Below are 15,719 nucleotides of genomic sequence, written 5' to 3'. Positions count from 1 at the left end.
GGGAGGCGCCATGGCCCAGTTACAGCGCCTGATTCGCGCCCTGGGCTGGTGCGCGCTGTTCATCGGCGCAGCCGCCATCCCCTTCATCTTTTTCGCCTGGGCCGAAGGCGCGCCGCATGAGGCGCGCGGCTTTTTTCTCACCGCGCTGGCGGGCCTGTTTATGGGCGGGGTGAGCCTGGCGGGCACGGTGAACGCATCCGGCCCGGCGGCCGCTTCCGCCTCGTTGCGCCTGGCCCTGCTGGCCTGGCTGCTGACGCCCCTGCTGGCCGCGCCGCCCTTGGCGGCCGGGGCAGGGGGCGTGATAGAGGGCGTGTTCGAGGCCTATAGCGCGCTGACCACCACCGGGGCGGTGATCGCGCCGCCAGAAGACATCTCACGCGCCGCCGTTTTATGGCGCTGCCTGCTGGCCTGGCTGGGCGGGCTGGGCGGTCTGGTGCTGGCGGTGACGGTGTTTGCGGCGCTGGACGACCCGGCTTCGGGCCTGCGCCGCACCAGTCTTCTGACCATTGAGCGCGCCGACCTGTTCACCAATTTCGGACCTGCCGTGCGCCGTCTGGGCGGAGCGTATCTGCTGGTCACTCTGACCGGGTTCCTGCTTCTGGCCGCCGGCGGGGCGCAGGCGTTTGAAGCCGCCTGCCTGGCCCTGTCGGGCATGGCCACGGCGGGGCTGGCGCCCCATAGCGGGCCGCTGGCGGGCTGGCTGACGCCCGGCGCGATCTTCATTCTGGCGCTGCTGTGCGTGCTGGGGGCGTGGAATTTCGCCGTGATCTACGAGATCCTTCTGCGCCAGCGTTCGCGCACCGCCTCGGGAGAGCTGCGCGCCATGGCCGGCGTGAGCCTCCTGATGGCCGCGCTCGCTGGTCTGGCCTATGGCGTGCCGGCCATGGCGCCGGCGGGCCTGGACGCCCTGTTCGCCATCACCACGAGCGGTTTCCAGACGAATGAAACGGTCATCCTGCCCGTGCCCGTCCTGATCCTGCTGGCGCTGATTGGCGGGTCGGCGGTGTCCACGGCCGGGGGCATGAAGCTGTCGCGCGTGCTGATCCTGGTGCGCCGCGCCTGGGGGGAGGTGGCCTTGCTGGCCCACCCTTCGGCCGCCGTGCGCTCGCGCTTTGGCGGGCGCACGATCACCGATGACATGCTGGCGGGGGTGGCGGTCTATGCGCTGGCCTATCCTGTGGCGCTGGCGGGCGGTGCGGTGCTGATCGCGCTGGCCGGCAGCGGGTTTGACGCCGCCTGGCGCGCCTCGGGCGCAGCGCTGGCCAATGCCGGCCCGCTGGCGGGGACCGCTTTTTCCGCCATGGAACCGGCTGGCCTGATGATCAGCGCCGGGCTGATGGTGCTCGGACGGCTGGAGATTCTGGCCGCCATTGCGGCTTTCGCAGCCCTGATAAGGCGCGGATGAGCCTGCATGCGGCGCCGCAACACGGGTTGCAGTGCCGCGCAAGCGTGGTTACCTGTTGGGCTGTGGGGCTGGCCGCGGGCCGGACAAGCTGGGTCAATTAGGGCTGATGTCTAACGATAAGAAACAGAACCTTCAGGACGTCTTCCTGAACACGGTGCGCAAGAACAAGACCGCCTTGACGATTTTCCTGGTCAATGGCGTCAAGCTGCAGGGCGTGGTCACCTGGTTTGACAATTTCTGCGTTCTGCTCAAGCGCGAGGGCCAGATCCAGCTGGTCTACAAACACGCCATCTCCACCATCATGCCCAGCCAGCCTGTCCAGCTGTTCGACAAGGATGAGGGCGAGGACGAGAGCGCCGATTGATCGACCGTCAGGCCAAAACCGATCACGCCCTGGTCTTGCTGCCGCAATTTGCGGACATGGATTCCTCACGCGCCGAAGCCCGGCTGGAAGAAGCCTGCGGCCTGGCCGAGGCGCTGGACCTGGTCACCGCCGAGGCGCGCATAGAGCCTGTGCGCAAGCTGGATGCGGGCGCCTTTTTCGGCAAGGGCAAGCTGGACAGCCTGAAGGAGCGCGTGGACGAGCTTGAAGCGGGCGTGGTGATCATCGACGCCGCGCTGAGCCCGGTGCAGCAGCGCAATCTGGAAAAGCGCCTGAACGCCAAGGTGGTCGACCGCACCGGTTTGATTCTGGAAATCTTCGGCCGCCGCGCCCAGACCCGCGAGGGCCGGTTGCAGGTGGAGCTGGCGCGCCTGTCCTATGAGCGCTCGCGCCTGGTGCGCACCTGGACCCACCTGGAACGCCAGCGCGGCGGACGCGGCTTCCTGGCCGGTCCGGGCGAAAGCCAGATCGAGACCGACCGGCGCCTGCTCTCCAACAAGATGGCCAAGCTGCGCCGCGAGCTGGACGAGGTGGTGCGCACCCGCACCCTGCACCGCAAGCGCCGCCAGGCCGCGCCCTGGCCCACGGTGGCGCTGGTGGGCTACACCAATGCGGGCAAGTCCACCCTGTTCAACCGTTTGTCAGAAGCCCAGGTGCTGGCCAAGGACATGCCCTTCGCCACGCTGGACCCCACCGTGCGCGCCATCCGCACCGGCACGGGCCGCAAGCTGCTGATCTCCGACACGGTAGGCTTCATCACCGATCTGCCCACCGAACTCATCGCCGCCTTCCGCGCCACGCTGGAAGAGGTCAGGGAGGCCGATGTGCTGATCCATGTGCGCGACATGGCCGATCCCGACCATGAAGGGCGCAAGGCCGATGTGTTGTCGGTTCTGGAGGCCCTGGGCGCAGGCGCCGAAGCGGGGCAGACCCTTATCGAGGCGTGGAACAAGGCCGACCGGCTGGACGACGAGGCCCGCGAGGATCTGATCTGGCGCGCGCGCGTGATCCGGCCCGACGCGCCGCGCGCGATACCGGTTTCCGCCATCACAGGCGAAGGCGTGGAAGCGCTGTTATCGCTGGTAGATGAGGCCCTTGGCTCGGATGACTTCATCCTACGCATCAAGGCGGGACCTGATGACGGGGCGGCGATCGCCTGGCTGCATGAAAACGGCGAAATCCTCGATGAGCGCACCGATCCCGAGACGGGTCAGATCCATGCCGTGGCGCGCCTGGGCCAGGCGGACGCCGGACGCTTCAAAGTGCGCTTTCCGGGCCTGGGCCAGTCGGCCAAGGTGATGGCGGACGGGTAGGGCGCGCCTCAGCCCTTGCGCTCGGTGCGCTTGGCCGCCAGCCAGAGCGCTTCCATCTCATCCAGGCTGGCTTCAGCACATGTCTTGCCCTGACCTTCAAGCGCATCTTCTATCTGTCTGAAGCGGCGCTCGAATTTGGCGTTGGCCGCGCGCAGGGCGGCTTCCGGATCGGCGCCCAGCTTGCGCGCCAGATTGGCGATCACGAATAACAGATCGCCCAGCTCCTCGGCCACATGGTCCTGGTCGCCCGCGGCCAAAGCCTCACGCACTTCGGCCAGCTCCTCATCGAGCTTGTCAAACACGCGCTCGGCCGAGGGCCAGTCAAAACCGACGCGGGCTGCGCGCTTGGTCAGTTTTTCAGCGCGCACCAGGGCGGGCAGGGCGAGGGGAATATTGGCCAGCAAGGAATTGTCTTCATTGCTTTTTCCGGCGCGCTCCTCGGCCTTCTGCACCTCCCAGGCGCGGGTCTGTTCAGCCGCATCGCGCACGCTGGCGCCAGCGAAGACATGGGGATGGCGCCGGATCATCTTGTCCGTGATGGCTTCGGCCACATCCTCGAACCGGAAATGCCCCGCCTCTTCAGCCATCTGGCTGTGAAACACCACCTGCAAAAGGAGATCGCCCAGCTCCTCGCGCAGATCGCCCATATCGCCGCGCGCAATGGCGTCACAGACCTCATAGGCCTCTTCCAGCGTGTAGGGCGCGATGGAGGCGAAATCCTGCTCCAGATCCCAGGCGCAACCGCCGTCCGGATCGCGCAGCGCCTCCATGACCGACAAAAGCCGCTCCATGGCCGGCGCCTGCGCCGCATCCACGGGCGTCACCGCGCGGCGGCGTTTGGCGCCGTGCGTATCCGGCGCGCCTGAACCGGGCGGGGCATGGCCAGTGGCGTGCGTCATCTCAGACATCCATGTGCCGCAAAAAAAGGGAGCCTCTGCACAGGGTGCGTACGCTGTTCGGCTGTGAATTCAAGCGATGCGGGGATTTGTGCGTAGACGCAAGGCTTCATACGTCCCGGCGCATCGCCAACGCGGCGCCTGACGCGCGCACATCCTCGCAAGCGAAGGCCGTGCTGACCGGGCCAATCAATGCCTTACCCATCAAAGGCGAGGTCCGATTCTGCGTCGGGCGTTTTGAGCTAATGGCGGAGGAGGAGGGATTCGAACCCCCGGAAGGCGTTAACCTTCAACGGTTTTCAAGACCGCCGCATTCGACCGCTCTGCCACTCCTCCGGCCCGCAAGGGTTTAGCGCCAGGCATGCAGGCGAGGCAAGCGGGCAGGACCGCTGGCGGCGGCGAACACGGGCGTGTTCAGTTGCGCTGATAGCGCCGCACGCCGTCAGTCGGCGCGATGGACGCGCGCATCGGGGAGAAGGCGCGCATTCCGGTCCCGTCAGCCGCAGGCGGCAGCGGGCTGTCAGCGGTGCACACGGCACACCCGCACGCCGAATATTGCGGCCAGGCGGGCGGCGCCACATTGGTCCAGGAACCGATCCATCCTCCGCTATCGGCGCAAACTTGCGGGCAGATGGTCTGGGCCTGGGTGTTGGAGTTGATGAATTGCGGGCTCTCCAGATCGCAATGCCCCTGGAAAGCCTGCTTGACCGCACTGCGCACCGTCCCGCCAAAGGCGTGGAAGGCGTCGCGGTCTGATGTGGGCATGGCGACCAGCTCGGCGGGCTTGCTGTTGAGAACGCCGGCCATCTGGGCGTAGAGCGGATCCTGTTGCGCCAGTGAATTCAGAACGCTGACCCGCGCGGGGAAGAGATAGGATAGCGGCCCGCCCGGCGGGGCGATGGAGTCCTGCAACACCGCCTCCCGGGTCATCAGATTGGCCAGCCTGAACGGCAAATCGCCGCCATCGGCCAGGAAGGAAGATTGCGCGTTCACCCCCGCCACATCAGCATAAAACAAATTGTTGGCGTCAGCATGATCGCTCCAGGGGAAGGCGCTCAGCCTCACGCGGCTGCGCGTGTCGTCAGACATCTGCGACATGCTTTCGGAAAACCCGATGGAGGTGCGCCCATAGCCCTGGCTGAAATAGCCGGCGCGCACATACTGATCTTCGACATCGGGCAGGCTGGGAATGGCGCCTGTGAGCGCATTGTAATAGCTCGCCGATTCAGAAAGGCGCGCCAGCGGGGTGATGATAGCGCCGTCCAGCGGACCCATATCCGGCCAGGCGCCGTTCTGCAGATATCCCCGGACCATGTAGTCCACGCCGATCGTGGTGCTGCCAGACATGTCCAGCATGGCGCCCGATCGGCCAAAGGGGACCGGGCTGATATAGACGCCAGCGGGATTGACGTCGAAAAACTGCGCCAGCGTGCTGACGCCTTCCATGCCGCTATCGCCCTGAAGATAGAACATGATGTTCGTGCAGCCCAAAACGGGCAGGGCGGTCATGGAGCCGTCAGATCTGACCAGCGCCGTGCGGGCGTACTCAACGAAATCACCGGGATCGCTGATCTGGTCCGCCGGCACCGGAACGGTCTGTTGCGCCCAGTAATTGAGATACATGGCGTCATAGACAAACACGTCGATGGGGGTCTGGGCCCCGCTGCCATTGGTGTAGACGGGGTCGGATGAATACCCTCCGTCCCATACCGATTCATCAGCGATCAGATAAAGCTTCTCGGTATATCCGGCCTGGCTCCAGGCCGAACAGATCGCCGATGCGAAGGCCGTTGTGTCGGGAACATAAGGGTAGAGCGCGGCGGCGATGCAGGTTTCACCTTCAACACAGACCGAGTCACAGTTTTGTGCGGCGGCTGGGCCTGCAAACAGGCTGATGCAAGCAGCCAGCGCGGACATCCTGATGCGGAATGTGTTCATGATGGGTCCCCGGTATGAGTTGCTTCACCTGGCTGGCGGCGCATTGCCAGCCATGACGGCGCAAATACCACATTAAGTTGTTATGGTCCATCATTGCGCCGCCTTATTGGCGCTCACTGATAACGCACAGGATGAGTTCCCATGGGCGCGTCAGGTCATTTCCGGCTATCCGGCCGGCGTGTATGCTTGATGCTCTGGAAGCCGAGCGAGATTGCCCGTGAGATTGAGCGCAGCGCTCCTGAGCGCGTCCATCCTGCCGGTCTGCCTGCTCACCGCCTGCGCCGGCGCGCCGGTGGAAGCGCCGCTGGACACGGTCCGCGCAGGGCCGCCGCCCGCGCGCACGCCCGCCCCCGCGCCTGGCGCGGACCGGGTGAAGGTGGAGGGCGACTGGCTGGCGGTGCGCGGCGTGGAGGAGGGCACAGCCTCCTGGTACGGGCCGGGTTTTCATGGCCGGCTCACCGCCAATGGCGAGATTTTTGATCAGGACGCGCTGAGCGCCGCCCATCTGACCCTGGACCTGCCCAGCCTTGCCCGCGTCACGCGCCTGGACACCGGTGACAGCGTGATCGTGCGGGTCAATGACCGCGGGCCCTATATTGACGGGCGCATCATCGATCTCAGCCGTGCGGCGGCTGAGGCGCTGGATTTTGTCGAGGAGGGCCTGGCCGAAGTGCGCATCGAGGTGCTGGGACCCGCCGACCGCGAGGACCGGGCCGCCGTCTCTCGCATCGTGCGCGGGCCGGGCGCGCGGGTGAGCGCGCAGCGCTGAACGGTGGACATTGCTGGCCGACAGCCTTTCAGCCCGGCGCCGGGGCGGTTACTCTGTGCGCCTGTGATCCCACGCTTGTCCGGAGACTGGCCCCCGTGTCCTTACCCGCCCTGAAGCCCCTTGCCGCCATCATGGTTCTCGTCTGGGCCGCCGCCAGCCTTGCGCCCGGCGCTGAAGCGCGCCAGAGCGCGTTCGACACCCGCGCCAGCCATGCGGTGATCATGGATTACGAGACCGGCGCGATCCTGTTCTCCAAGAACGGCGAGGAGCCCATGCCGCCGGCCTCCATGTCCAAGCTGATGACCGCCCTGATGGCGTTCGAGGCGCTGGAGGACGGACGGCTGACGCTGGATGCCGAACTGCCCGTCAGCGAGACCGCCTGGCGCCGGGGCGGGGCCGCCTCGGGCTCGTCGACCATGTTCCTGGAGGTCAATTCGCGCGCCACGGTGGAAGATCTCTTGCAGGGCATCATCGTCCAGTCGGGCAATGACGCCTGCATCGTCATCGCCGAGGCGCTGGGCGGCACCGAAGAGAATTTCTCGGCCATGATGACCGAGCGCGCGCGCGAGCTGGGCCTGGAAAGCGCGACCTTCGCCAACTCCACCGGCTGGCCGGACCCGGAACACCGCATTTCGGCGGCCGATCTGGCGCGCCTGGCGCAGATCATCATCCGCGACTACCCCCAGTATTACAGCTTCTACGCCCAGCCGGTGTTCACCTATAACGGCATCCGCCAGTTCAACCGCAATCCCCTGATCGGCGTGATGCAGGGCGCGGACGGTCTGAAAACCGGGCGCACCAGCGAGGCGGGCTTCGGCCTGACCGCGTCTGCGGTGCGCGACGGCCAGCGGCGCATCGTGGTGTTCAACGGCATGGAGACCGAACGCGCGCGCGCCGACGAGGCCGAACGCCTGATGCGCGCCGCCTTCACCGAGTTCGAGCTGGTCAATCTGGTCGAAGCGGGCGGGGGCGCGGGCCAGGTGGAGGTGTTCCTGGGCCAGGCTGAAACCGTGGCCTTGCGGGCGGTGGAGGGTTTGAGCTTTGGCGTGCACCGGCGCGACCGGGCCGGAGTGCGTGCCGAGATCGTCTATGACGGCCCGCTGCGCGCGCCGGTGCAGGCGGGCGATTCCGTCGGGCGCCTGGAAGTGACCACGCCGGACGGGCGGATCTTTTCCGTGCCGGTGGAGGCGGCCGAGGACGTGAACCGCCAGGGCCTGCTGGGCCGGGCCGGGACGGGCCTGGTGCGCCTGATCCGGGGCGGCTGAGCCCATCGTGGCGCGCGGACGGTTCATCACGCTGGAAGGCGGGGAGGGGGCGGGCAAGACGACGCTGGCGCGCGCTCTGCGTGACGCTCTGCAGGCGCACGGCCTGGAGGTGGTGCTGACCCGCGAGCCCGGCGGCACGCCCAATGCCGAGGCCCTGCGCGAGCTGCTGCTGGAGGGCGAGACGGGCCGCTGGTCGCCGGTGGCCGAAACCCTGCTGCTCTTTGCGGCGCGCGAGGATCATGTGCGCCGGCTGATCGAACCGGCGCTGGCGCGCGGCGCCTGGGTGATCTGTGACCGGTTTTCCGATTCCACCCGCGCCTATCAGGGCGCAGCCGGAGGGCTGGAAGCGGCGCGCATCACGGCCATCGAACAGGCCGCGCTGGGCGCCATGGCGCCCGACCTGACCGTGATCGCCGATCTGGACCCGGAAGACGGCATGGCGCGCACCCGTGCGCGAGGCGAGGCGGTGACCCGCTTCGAGGCCCATCCGCCCCAATTTCACGCCCGCCTGCGCCAGGCCTTCCTGGACATCGCCGCCGCCGAGCCCAAGCGCTGCGTGGTGCTGGACGCCAGCCAGACGCCCGATGCGCTGGCGCGCGCCGCGCTGGACGCCATCGAAACCCGGCTGGGCCTGCCATGAGCGAGACGCCCGAAGCCGACCGTGAGGGCGAGCTGGCCCATCCGCGCACCGTGTATGAGCTGTTCGGCCATACGCGCGCCGCAGCGGCCATGGAGGATGCGTTCACGCGCGGGCGCATGCATCACGCCTGGATGATCACCGGCCCCAAGGGCGTGGGCAAGGCGACGCTGGCCTGGCGCCTGGCGCGCCGGGTGATGGGCGCTCCTGCGGCCGGGCCTGAGCCGTTGTCGGCCGATCCCGCCCATCCCGCCTGCCGGCGCATCGAGGCGCTGTCGGGCGCTGACCTGCTCTTGATCCGGCGGCCCTTCAATGACAAGACCGGCAAGCTCAAGGGCGAGATCCCGGTGGACGAGACCCGCCGGGTGTCCGAATTCTTCTCCAAGAGCGCAGGCGAGGGGGGCTGGCGCGTGGCCATCGTGGACAGCGCCGATGATCTCAATCCCAACTCGGCCAATGCGCTGCTCAAAACCCTGGAAGAGCCGCCCCGGCGCGGGCTTCTCCTGCTGATCGTCAATGCGCCGGGCCGGGTGCTGCCCACCATACGCTCGCGCTGCCGCCAGCTGGCCCTGCGCGCGCCGTCACCCGACGAGACCGCGCGCTGGCTGACGCAAACCCATGGCGTGGAGGCAGGCGCGGCCCAGCGGGCGAGCGCGCTGGCCGATGGCGCGCCGGGCCGGGCGCTGGCGCTGGCGGCCACGGACGCGCCGGGGCTGAAAGACGTGATCGATGCGGCGCTCTCGCGCCTGCCGGAGCTGGACGCCAGCGCCGCGCGCCGGCTCGCCGACAGCGTGGCGCGCAAGGACGCCGAGGGCCTGCGCGAGGTGCTGATGGGCTTTCTCATCAGCTATGCCCGCGAGCGCGCCCGCGACGCGGCGCTGGCCGGTCCCGGCGGCGCCGAGCCCTGGATCGAGGCGGCGGGCCAGCTGGCGCGTCTGGCCAGCGATACCGAAAACCTCTATCTCGACCCGCGCCAGTCCATCCATTACGCCCTCGGCCTGATGCGAACCGCCGCCGCCAGCTGACCTGCCATGCTCATCGACACCCATGTGAACATTCACGGCGAGGACTATGCCGGGGACCTGGACGCGGTTCTGGAGCGCGCGCGGGACGCCGGCGTGTCGCCCATGATCGCCATTTGCTGCCGGCTCTCCGACTTTGACGCCGTATCGGCCATCGCCGAAGCCCATGAGGATGTGTGGTGCACCATCGGCGCCCATCCCCATCACGCCAAGGACCGCCCCGACATCACCGCCGAAGAGCTGGCTGAAATCGCGCGCCATCCCAAGGTGGTGGCCATTGGCGAGACCGGGCTGGACTTCCATTACAATTATTCGCCCGCCGACGCCCAGTATGCGAGCCTGCGCGCCCATATCCAGGCCGCGCGCCTGACCGGCCTGCCCATCATCCTGCACTGCCGCGAGGCCGATGAGGCCATGGCTCATCTTCTTGAAGAGGAGATGGGGAAGGGGGCCTTCCGAGCGCTTTTGCACTGCTATACCGGCGGGGCGGAGCTGGCCCGGCGCGCCGCAGCGCTGGGCGTCTATTTCTCGGCTTCAGGCATCATCACCTTCAAGAAGGCCGAGGATGTGCGCGCGGTGTTCCGTGATGTGATCCCGCAAGACCGGATCATCGTGGAGACCGACTGTCCGTATCTGGCGCCCGTGCCGCACCGGGGCCGGCGCAATGAGCCAGCCTTCCTGCCGCACGTGGCCGAAGCCTTGGGCGCGCTGAAAGGCTGGAGCCTGGAAGAGACGGCCCGGCGCACGACCCAGAGCGCGCTCGCCCTGTTTGACCGCATCCGCGTGCGCCCATGAGCGCGGTGCTGCGCGCGCGCATCCTCGGCTGCGGCTCATCGGGCGGCGTGCCGCGCGTGGATGGCGACTGGGGCGCGTGCGATCCAGAGGAGCCGAAAAACCGCAGGCTTCGCTGCAGCTTGTTGCTGGAAGCCGCTGACTCCATGAGCGATCTGGTTTCAGGCAAAGTCACGCGCGCGCTTATAGACACCGCGCCGGATCTGCGCGCGCAATTGCTGGCCGCGCATGTCACAACGCTCGATGCGGTGGTCTATACCCACGCCCATGCCGACCAGGCCCATGGCATTGATGATGTGCGCGCCATTGTCTACCGGCGCGGCGAACGCTTGGCCGCGCATATGAGCCCTGAGACCGCGCGCGAGATCACCCATCGCTTTGACTATATCTTCCAAACCCCTGCAGGATCATCCTATCCGCCGCTCATGACCGCGCATGCACACCGCCCGGGCGAGGCCTTCGAGGTGACGGGGCCGGGGGGCGCGATGGCTCTGAGCCTGTTCGATGTGGAGCATGGCGGGGCGGCCTGCAGCGGCGTGCGCGCCGGGCCGCTGGCCTATACGCCCGATGTGAGCGGGCTGGATGACCGGGCGTTCCAGGCGCTGGAGGGCGCGCAAGCGTGGATCGTGGACGCGCTGCGCGACAAGCCGCACCCCAGCCACGCCCATCTGGCGCGCACGCTGGACTGGCTGGAGCAGGTGAAACCGCAGCTCGGCGTGCTGACCAATCTCCACATCGATCTCGATTACGCCGCGCTGCTGGCGCGCCTGCCGGACGGCGTGCGCCCGGCCTATGACGGTCTGGAGATCGTGATCGAAGACGGCAAGTTACGCCAGGTGAGCGCGGTGTGAGGGGCGGGGCTAATTCGATGACCGTTTACGATCTGGCTCAAGGGCCTCGTATCTGGAGCGCAGGCGCTCCAAAACATCCATTGCCGGGCTCGATCGCCCGTTCAGATCATCCCTGATGCCTTGTGCTATGGCCCTGTCCAGTTCGGCCAATCTCTCAGCCATGCGATTTGCCTGTCCATCTGTCGGCATGAATGACTCCCAAAGGCCAAGAGCGCTCTTGTAGATAAATATGATATTGCCTGATGAAGCTATATTCATTATTTCTCATAATATATCTTATGCGTCTAATTGATGTCCGGGGCTGCGCGCCACACTGGCCCATGCCCTGCCGGGACACGCCGCGTCAGACGATCGCGCATTCCTGCGGGCAAAGGCAGTGAGCCCGTCTTCCCTGCATGATCATTTCAAGGCGATCACCACGCTGACGCCGCTGGAATTCCAGAAGCGCCTGCGGCTTGAATCGGCCCGCGCCCTGATGATCTCGACCAATGCCAGCGCCGCTGACGCCGCCTTCGCGGTCGGCTATCACAGCCCCTCCCAGTTCAGCCGTGAATACCGGCGCGTGTTCAGCGCCTCCCCGCGCCAGGACGCCGAGCGGTTGAAAGCCTCGGGCTATGTGGGCGCCTGAGCGCCCTGCCCCCTGCTCCCTGCCCGTCAACCATTGCCTGGTAGCTGGCCGGGACGGGCATGGGCGCGCTTGAGACTGCGCCGTCAGCGTCAGGGCACGTCCAGCTCGTGGTAATCGCCACGGCGCTCGATGCGGCCCATGGTGATGTCGAACGGCGCGCCCATGCGATTTTCCGATACCAGCACGGCGTCGCCGAACAGCACCCTGTCGACTGTGTCGGGATCGGCGCGAATGATGAAGGACCGGCGCTGGATCAGATGCGTCTGCCAGCCGCTGCGCGGACCCTGGCCCTCGACAGCGATGCGGTAGCCGATATAGGGCCGCTCATAGACGTCCGGGTTCCAGCGGATCACCAGCCGCTCGGTTGTGCCGGTCTCGAACGTGACCGGCTCGCGAAACTCCTGGCGGTTCGGGTCGGAAATGGAGCCTTCAAACCGCACCGCCTCCACCACCAGACCCTCCGGCAGCGTGTCGCTGGTGTGCAGATAGCTGGGCTCTGTCCCGCGTGAGACCGGCAATCCGTCGACCGAGACTTCATACCGCCACCCCTCGGTGTGATCCCAGGACAGTTCAAGGAAGGCCTCGCGGGTGAGGGAAACATCGTCCTCCGGCTGGGCCGCTATCGCAGGCGCAGCCGGAAGTGCAATGGCCAACGCCATCAAAGGCGCCCGCCAGAAAGGGGGGATGTGATGTGTCATGCCCCGAACGATAACCGGCGCCCGGGCGGTGACTAGACCCGAACGAGGCTGATGGCGCGGCCTGCGCTTGCCGCCGCCATCCCTATCTCAGGCGCGGATCGTCCTCGTCTCGAATATAGGTGATGGTCCACGGTCCGGTGGAGTTGAGCTGCACCACGGTTTCGCCCTCGGCATAGGCGAAATGGACCATGCCGGGCGGGAAGGCGAAGAAACCGCCGGCTTCCAGCGCCGTGGCGGTTTCGATATCGGCGTCCTCGCCCATGCCGATATGGAAGGTCCCGGAAATCACCGTGACGATTTCGGGCTGGCCATGGGTGTGGGGCGCGATGTGGAAGCCGTCCGGCAGGCGCAGGCGCATGGCGAACACGCCGTCTTCGCCCGGATGACCGTAGAGGATGGCGAACTCGGCCCCCGCCTCCAGCGAGCCCGGACCGGGCATGTATTCAAATTCGCCGCTCTGGATCAGGACGTGATGATCATCCAGCGCCTGCGCGCCGGGCGCGGCGATCAGGGCCGCCGCTGCCGCGGCGCTTGTCAGGAACAGGGGATGGGGCATGCCGGTCTCCTCCGTCTGGGTTTGCGCGCCTTGAAGGGGCGCGCGCCCGTCCGGTCCCGGACCATGCTGTGCGTCTAACCGTTCGGGCCGGGCCGTCCGGTCGTGGCGCGCGCCAGCATGACGGCTTGGCCCCTTGATATCAAGACGGCGCTAGCCGGCATTGGCCTCCACCAGCCGGGCGAGAAGGTCCAGCGAGCCCTGCCAGCCCAGGCGGCAGGCTTCCGGCGGGATCATGTCGGGGATGCCGGACTGGGTGATGGTCAGCTCGGTTCCCATGGAGACCTGGCGCAGCTCAAACACCGTGACGAAGGCGCCGGGCATGTCCGGGTCATCGAAGCTGTCATCGGCCACCAGGCGGGCTTCGGGCACGATCTCGCGATAACGGCCGGTGAACGGATGGGCCTCGCCGGTCGCCAGATTGCGGAAGGCCATCTTGAAGCCGCCACCTTGCTGGAAGTCGAGCCGGGCGATCTCGCACACGAACCCGTCAGGCGGATTCCACTTGGCGATCGCCGCCGGGTCCGTCAGGGCGCGCCAGACCAGCGCCGGGGGCGCGCGCAGCACGCGCACGAAGCTCAGATCATAGGGCATGGGTTCCTCACCGCATCAGCACAGGTTCAAACCCGCCATGGATCAGGCGGGTCATGTCAAACGGGCAGTCATGGGCGGCAAGGCGCTCATCGGCCATGATGGCCGCATTGCCTGCATCGCGCGCAGCCCGGTTCGGCCACTGCACCCAGGACACGACGATGGCCTCGTCCGGTTTGGCGGCGACGGCGCGGCGAAAGTCGGTCAGCTTGCCGTCCGGCACCTCCAGCTCCCAGGCCTCCATGATCCACACCGCGCCATGCTCCATGAACACCGGGTCGCAAACCTTTGCGAAGGCCTCATAATCGGCGCGCGCATCCTTGGGCACGGCCACGACATAGCCGTCGACATAGCCGCCCGGCTGCGCTGCGCCGAATTCCAGAACCGGCTCGAAATGGCCATAGACCACCCGCTTGCCGTCAAACGGCATGGGGTTTTGCTCCGGGCCGGCGCGCGGATCGGACATGACTTTCTCCATCACCTCTTCCTGCGCAGCCTTGGACGGCCAGCCATACCAGGAGAAAATCACCGTCTCGTCGGGCTCAGCCAGCACCGCGCGGCGGAAATCGGTCAGCTTGCCCTCGGGCACGTCATCGCCCCAGCATTCGGCCGCCGAGCTCAGCCCGTATTCCTGAAACACGTCCGCAGCGTCATGCACATGGGTGATGAAAACATCGCGATTGGCCGTGGGCACGGCGGCGATGAAAGCGGTGATGCAGCTCATGAATCCGGTCCTTCTTGAATAGCGCGCCAGCGCGGCGCGGCGGATTATTTCAGCCGTTCCAGACGGCCCTTGCGGCGCACGATATTCTTGTAATCCCACTGGATGTCGCGCGCCTTGGCGAGCCAGCGCGCCAGATCGCCATGGGGGATCTGATCGGCGGCGGTGAAACGCGCCTCGGCCGCCTTGAACTTGCCCTCCGGCGACAGGCCCGGCTCGTCAAAGGACTGCCCGCTCCAGAACAACAGGCGCACGCACGATTTCAGGCGGCTATAGCCCGCGACCGGATTGCCATCGAGGAACCAGACCGGATGGGCGTGCCAGATTTTGGCTTCCGCCCCGGGCAGGCCGGCGCTGATCGCGGCGGCCAGCGCATCGCAAACCGGCCGGGCCATGGCGTCCTGCCGGGCGTTCCAGTCGAGAATGTCAGATGGGACAGACGCTTGCGTCACGGATGATCCTGGGGCTGGAATTGAATAACGCGATAAAGTTTGATATCAAAACAAAATGCCGGACACAACCCCTCCCCTCCTGCCGCGCGAAACGGTGGTTGAAATCCGCGATACCTGCCTGTGCCTGGCGGCGCAGCGCGCAGCGCGCCGTCTGGCGCGGCGTTTCGATACGGTGCTGCGCCCGTTCGGCCTGACCAATGGCCAGTTCTCGCTGATGGTGGCGCTCAATCAGCCCGAACCGCCCGCCATGGGCCGGCTGGCGCCATTTCTGGGCATGGACCCGTCCACCCTCACCGCCGCGGTCAAACCGCTGGCGCGCCGGGGGCTGGTGATCGTGGAGCCCGACCCGGCCGACCGCCGCTCACGTCGCCTGCGCATCACACCCGACGGCGTGGCCCTGATGATCGAGGCGGCGAAAGTCTGGCGTGACGCCCACGCAGCGCTGGAGGCGGAACTGCCGCCGGGAACCGGCAATCAGCTGCGCGCCGGGCTCAATACCATCGGGGGATGACCCCTCACGCGCGTTTGATCAGGCGAATGAGCAGAAGCAGGATCACCGCGCCGATGGTGGCGTGAATGATGGATGCGATAATGCCGCCGCCCAGCGACACGCCCAGGAACGGAAACAGGAAGCCTGCGATGAAGGCGCCGACGATCCCGACCACGATATTGCCGATGATCCCGTAGCCATACCCCTTCACGATCAGCCCCGCGAGCCAGCCCGCCACGCCGCCAATCAGGATGATGATGAGAATGGCTTCAATGGTCATGGCAAATATCCTTTCACGCTGATCGGGGCGGCAACC

The 15,719-nt window shown here is 66.9% G+C and carries 19 protein-coding genes and 1 tRNA gene; 11 read left to right on the top strand and 9 right to left on the bottom strand.

Annotation, left to right across the window (positions count from 1 at the left end):
• Positions 1-10 precede the first annotated feature (10 nt).
• The 3 genes from F1654_RS01925 to hflX all read left to right on the top strand — a co-directional run bounded on the left by F1654_RS01925 (position 11) and on the right by hflX (position 3,100).
• Positions 11-1,405, top strand: coding sequence for a potassium transporter TrkG (locus F1654_RS01925; RefSeq protein WP_150021814.1), 1,395 nt, complete (start codon positions 11-13; stop codon positions 1,403-1,405).
• 106 nt (positions 1,406-1,511) lie between these two features.
• Positions 1,512-1,769, top strand: coding sequence for an RNA chaperone Hfq (gene hfq, locus F1654_RS01920; RefSeq protein WP_150021813.1), 258 nt, complete (start codon positions 1,512-1,514; stop codon positions 1,767-1,769).
• The gene (hflX, locus tag F1654_RS01915; protein ID WP_150021812.1) at positions 1,766-3,100 is read left to right on the top strand and encodes a GTPase HflX; all 1,335 of its coding nucleotides are present in this window, start codon (positions 1,766-1,768) and stop codon (positions 3,098-3,100) included. Before hfq ends, hflX begins: the two co-directional genes overlap by 4 nt.
• 8 nt (positions 3,101-3,108) lie before the next feature.
• Here the strand turns inward: hflX and mazG are convergent, their stop codons facing one another.
• From mazG to bcmE, 3 genes are all read right to left on the bottom strand, one after another.
• Positions 3,109-3,891: a nucleoside triphosphate pyrophosphohydrolase gene (gene mazG / locus F1654_RS01910; protein WP_150022521.1), complete on the bottom strand. Its 783-nt coding sequence runs from the start codon at positions 3,889-3,891 to the stop codon at positions 3,109-3,111.
• Positions 3,892-4,242: 351 nt separating this feature from the next.
• A tRNA-Ser gene (locus F1654_RS01905) sits at positions 4,243-4,332 on the bottom strand.
• Positions 4,333-4,410: 78 nt separating this feature from the next.
• Entirely contained in the window at positions 4,411-5,934 is a 1,524-nt protein-coding gene (gene bcmE, locus F1654_RS01900; RefSeq protein WP_150021811.1) for a thiamine pyridinylase, read from the bottom strand.
• Positions 5,935-6,151: 217 nt separating this feature from the next.
• On the opposite strand from bcmE, the gene F1654_RS14080 reads away from it, so the two are divergent.
• From F1654_RS14080 to F1654_RS01865, 7 genes are all read left to right on the top strand, one after another.
• On the top strand, positions 6,152-6,703 hold the full coding sequence (locus F1654_RS14080) for a septal ring lytic transglycosylase RlpA family protein (protein ID WP_269844596.1): 552 nt from the start codon (positions 6,152-6,154) through the stop codon (positions 6,701-6,703).
• Between the two features lie 95 nt (positions 6,704-6,798).
• The gene (locus F1654_RS01890) at positions 6,799-7,968 is read left to right on the top strand and encodes a D-alanyl-D-alanine carboxypeptidase family protein (RefSeq protein ID WP_233205062.1); all 1,170 of its coding nucleotides are present in this window, start codon (positions 6,799-6,801) and stop codon (positions 7,966-7,968) included.
• Positions 7,969-7,975: 7 nt separating this feature from the next.
• A complete protein-coding gene (tmk, locus tag F1654_RS01885; protein ID WP_150021809.1) occupies positions 7,976-8,608 on the top strand; it encodes a dTMP kinase in 633 nt (210 codons plus the stop codon).
• Positions 8,605-9,630 carry a DNA polymerase III subunit delta' gene (locus F1654_RS01880; RefSeq protein WP_150021808.1) on the top strand — a complete coding sequence of 342 codons (1,026 nt, stop codon included), beginning with the start codon at positions 8,605-8,607 and terminating at the stop codon, positions 9,628-9,630. Before tmk ends, F1654_RS01880 begins: the two co-directional genes overlap by 4 nt.
• Before the next feature lie 6 nt (positions 9,631-9,636).
• On the top strand, positions 9,637-10,422 hold the full coding sequence (locus F1654_RS01875; RefSeq protein ID WP_150021807.1) for a TatD family hydrolase: 786 nt from the start codon (positions 9,637-9,639) through the stop codon (positions 10,420-10,422).
• Positions 10,419-11,270, top strand: a complete 852-nt coding sequence (locus F1654_RS01870) for an MBL fold metallo-hydrolase (protein ID WP_150021806.1) — start codon at positions 10,419-10,421, stop codon at positions 11,268-11,270. The genes F1654_RS01875 and F1654_RS01870 overlap by 4 nt, the downstream gene beginning before the upstream one ends.
• 376 nt (positions 11,271-11,646) lie before the next feature.
• Positions 11,647-11,898 (top strand): helix-turn-helix domain-containing protein, encoded by a 252-nt coding sequence (locus tag F1654_RS01865; protein WP_233205061.1) that lies wholly within the window; start codon positions 11,647-11,649, stop codon positions 11,896-11,898.
• An 89-nt stretch (positions 11,899-11,987) separates the two neighbouring features.
• Here the strand turns inward: F1654_RS01865 and F1654_RS01860 are convergent, their stop codons facing one another.
• The 5 genes from F1654_RS01860 to F1654_RS01840 form a co-directional block, all read right to left on the bottom strand.
• Complete coding sequence (locus F1654_RS01860) at positions 11,988-12,557, bottom strand: hypothetical protein (RefSeq protein ID WP_150021804.1); 570 nt, start codon at positions 12,555-12,557, stop codon at positions 11,988-11,990.
• Positions 12,558-12,678: 121 nt separating this feature from the next.
• Complete coding sequence (locus F1654_RS01855; protein WP_150021803.1) at positions 12,679-13,152, bottom strand: cupin domain-containing protein; 474 nt, start codon at positions 13,150-13,152, stop codon at positions 12,679-12,681.
• A gap of 150 nt (positions 13,153-13,302) precedes the next feature.
• A complete protein-coding gene (locus F1654_RS01850; RefSeq protein ID WP_150021802.1) occupies positions 13,303-13,743 on the bottom strand; it encodes an SRPBCC family protein in 441 nt (146 codons plus the stop codon).
• A 7-nt stretch (positions 13,744-13,750) separates the two neighbouring features.
• The gene (locus F1654_RS01845) at positions 13,751-14,464 is read right to left on the bottom strand and encodes a DUF1428 domain-containing protein (RefSeq protein ID WP_150021801.1); all 714 of its coding nucleotides are present in this window, start codon (positions 14,462-14,464) and stop codon (positions 13,751-13,753) included.
• 44 nt (positions 14,465-14,508) lie between these two features.
• Positions 14,509-14,856, bottom strand: coding sequence for a DUF1801 domain-containing protein (locus tag F1654_RS01840; RefSeq protein WP_150022519.1), 348 nt, complete (start codon positions 14,854-14,856; stop codon positions 14,509-14,511).
• 112 nt (positions 14,857-14,968) lie between these two features.
• On the opposite strand from F1654_RS01840, the gene F1654_RS01835 reads away from it, so the two are divergent.
• A complete protein-coding gene (locus F1654_RS01835) occupies positions 14,969-15,424 on the top strand; it encodes a MarR family winged helix-turn-helix transcriptional regulator (protein ID WP_150021800.1) in 456 nt (151 codons plus the stop codon).
• A gap of 4 nt (positions 15,425-15,428) precedes the next feature.
• Here the strand turns inward: F1654_RS01835 and F1654_RS01830 are convergent, their stop codons facing one another.
• Positions 15,429-15,683, bottom strand: coding sequence for a GlsB/YeaQ/YmgE family stress response membrane protein (locus tag F1654_RS01830; RefSeq protein WP_150021799.1), 255 nt, complete (start codon positions 15,681-15,683; stop codon positions 15,429-15,431).
• Positions 15,684-15,719 lie beyond the last annotated feature (36 nt).

This window comes from Alkalicaulis satelles (assembly GCF_008630495.1).
Classification (GTDB): domain Bacteria; phylum Pseudomonadota; class Alphaproteobacteria; order Caulobacterales; family Maricaulaceae; genus Oceanicaulis; species Oceanicaulis satelles.
This window is presented reverse-complemented; position numbering and strand designations above follow the sequence as displayed.

Excerpts from the sequence above, each read along its gene's own strand:
- F1654_RS01925 (WP_150021814.1), top strand. The coding sequence starts at position 11 with ATGGCCCAGTTACAGCGCCTGATTCGCGCCCTGGGCTGGTGCGCGCTG.
- hfq (WP_150021813.1), top strand. The coding sequence starts at position 1,512 with ATGTCTAACGATAAGAAACAGAACCTTCAGGACGTCTTCCTGAACACG.
- mazG (WP_150022521.1), bottom strand. The coding sequence starts at position 3,891 with ATGGAGCGGCTTTTGTCGGTCATGGAGGCGCTGCGCGATCCGGACGGC.
- bcmE (WP_150021811.1), bottom strand. The coding sequence starts at position 5,934 with ATGAACACATTCCGCATCAGGATGTCCGCGCTGGCTGCTTGCATCAGC.
- F1654_RS01880 (WP_150021808.1), top strand. The coding sequence starts at position 8,605 with ATGAGCGAGACGCCCGAAGCCGACCGTGAGGGCGAGCTGGCCCATCCG.
- F1654_RS01875 (WP_150021807.1), top strand. The coding sequence starts at position 9,637 with ATGCTCATCGACACCCATGTGAACATTCACGGCGAGGACTATGCCGGG.
- F1654_RS01870 (WP_150021806.1), top strand. The coding sequence starts at position 10,419 with ATGAGCGCGGTGCTGCGCGCGCGCATCCTCGGCTGCGGCTCATCGGGC.
- F1654_RS01860 (WP_150021804.1), bottom strand. The coding sequence starts at position 12,557 with ATGGCGTTGGCCATTGCACTTCCGGCTGCGCCTGCGATAGCGGCCCAG.
- F1654_RS01855 (WP_150021803.1), bottom strand. The coding sequence starts at position 13,152 with ATGCCCCATCCCCTGTTCCTGACAAGCGCCGCGGCAGCGGCGGCCCTG.
- F1654_RS01850 (WP_150021802.1), bottom strand. The coding sequence starts at position 13,743 with ATGCCCTATGATCTGAGCTTCGTGCGCGTGCTGCGCGCGCCCCCGGCG.
- F1654_RS01845 (WP_150021801.1), bottom strand. The coding sequence starts at position 14,464 with ATGAGCTGCATCACCGCTTTCATCGCCGCCGTGCCCACGGCCAATCGC.
- F1654_RS01840 (WP_150022519.1), bottom strand. The coding sequence starts at position 14,856 with ATGGCCCGGCCGGTTTGCGATGCGCTGGCCGCCGCGATCAGCGCCGGC.
- F1654_RS01835 (WP_150021800.1), top strand. The coding sequence starts at position 14,969 with ATGCCGGACACAACCCCTCCCCTCCTGCCGCGCGAAACGGTGGTTGAA.
- F1654_RS01830 (WP_150021799.1), bottom strand. The coding sequence starts at position 15,683 with ATGACCATTGAAGCCATTCTCATCATCATCCTGATTGGCGGCGTGGCG.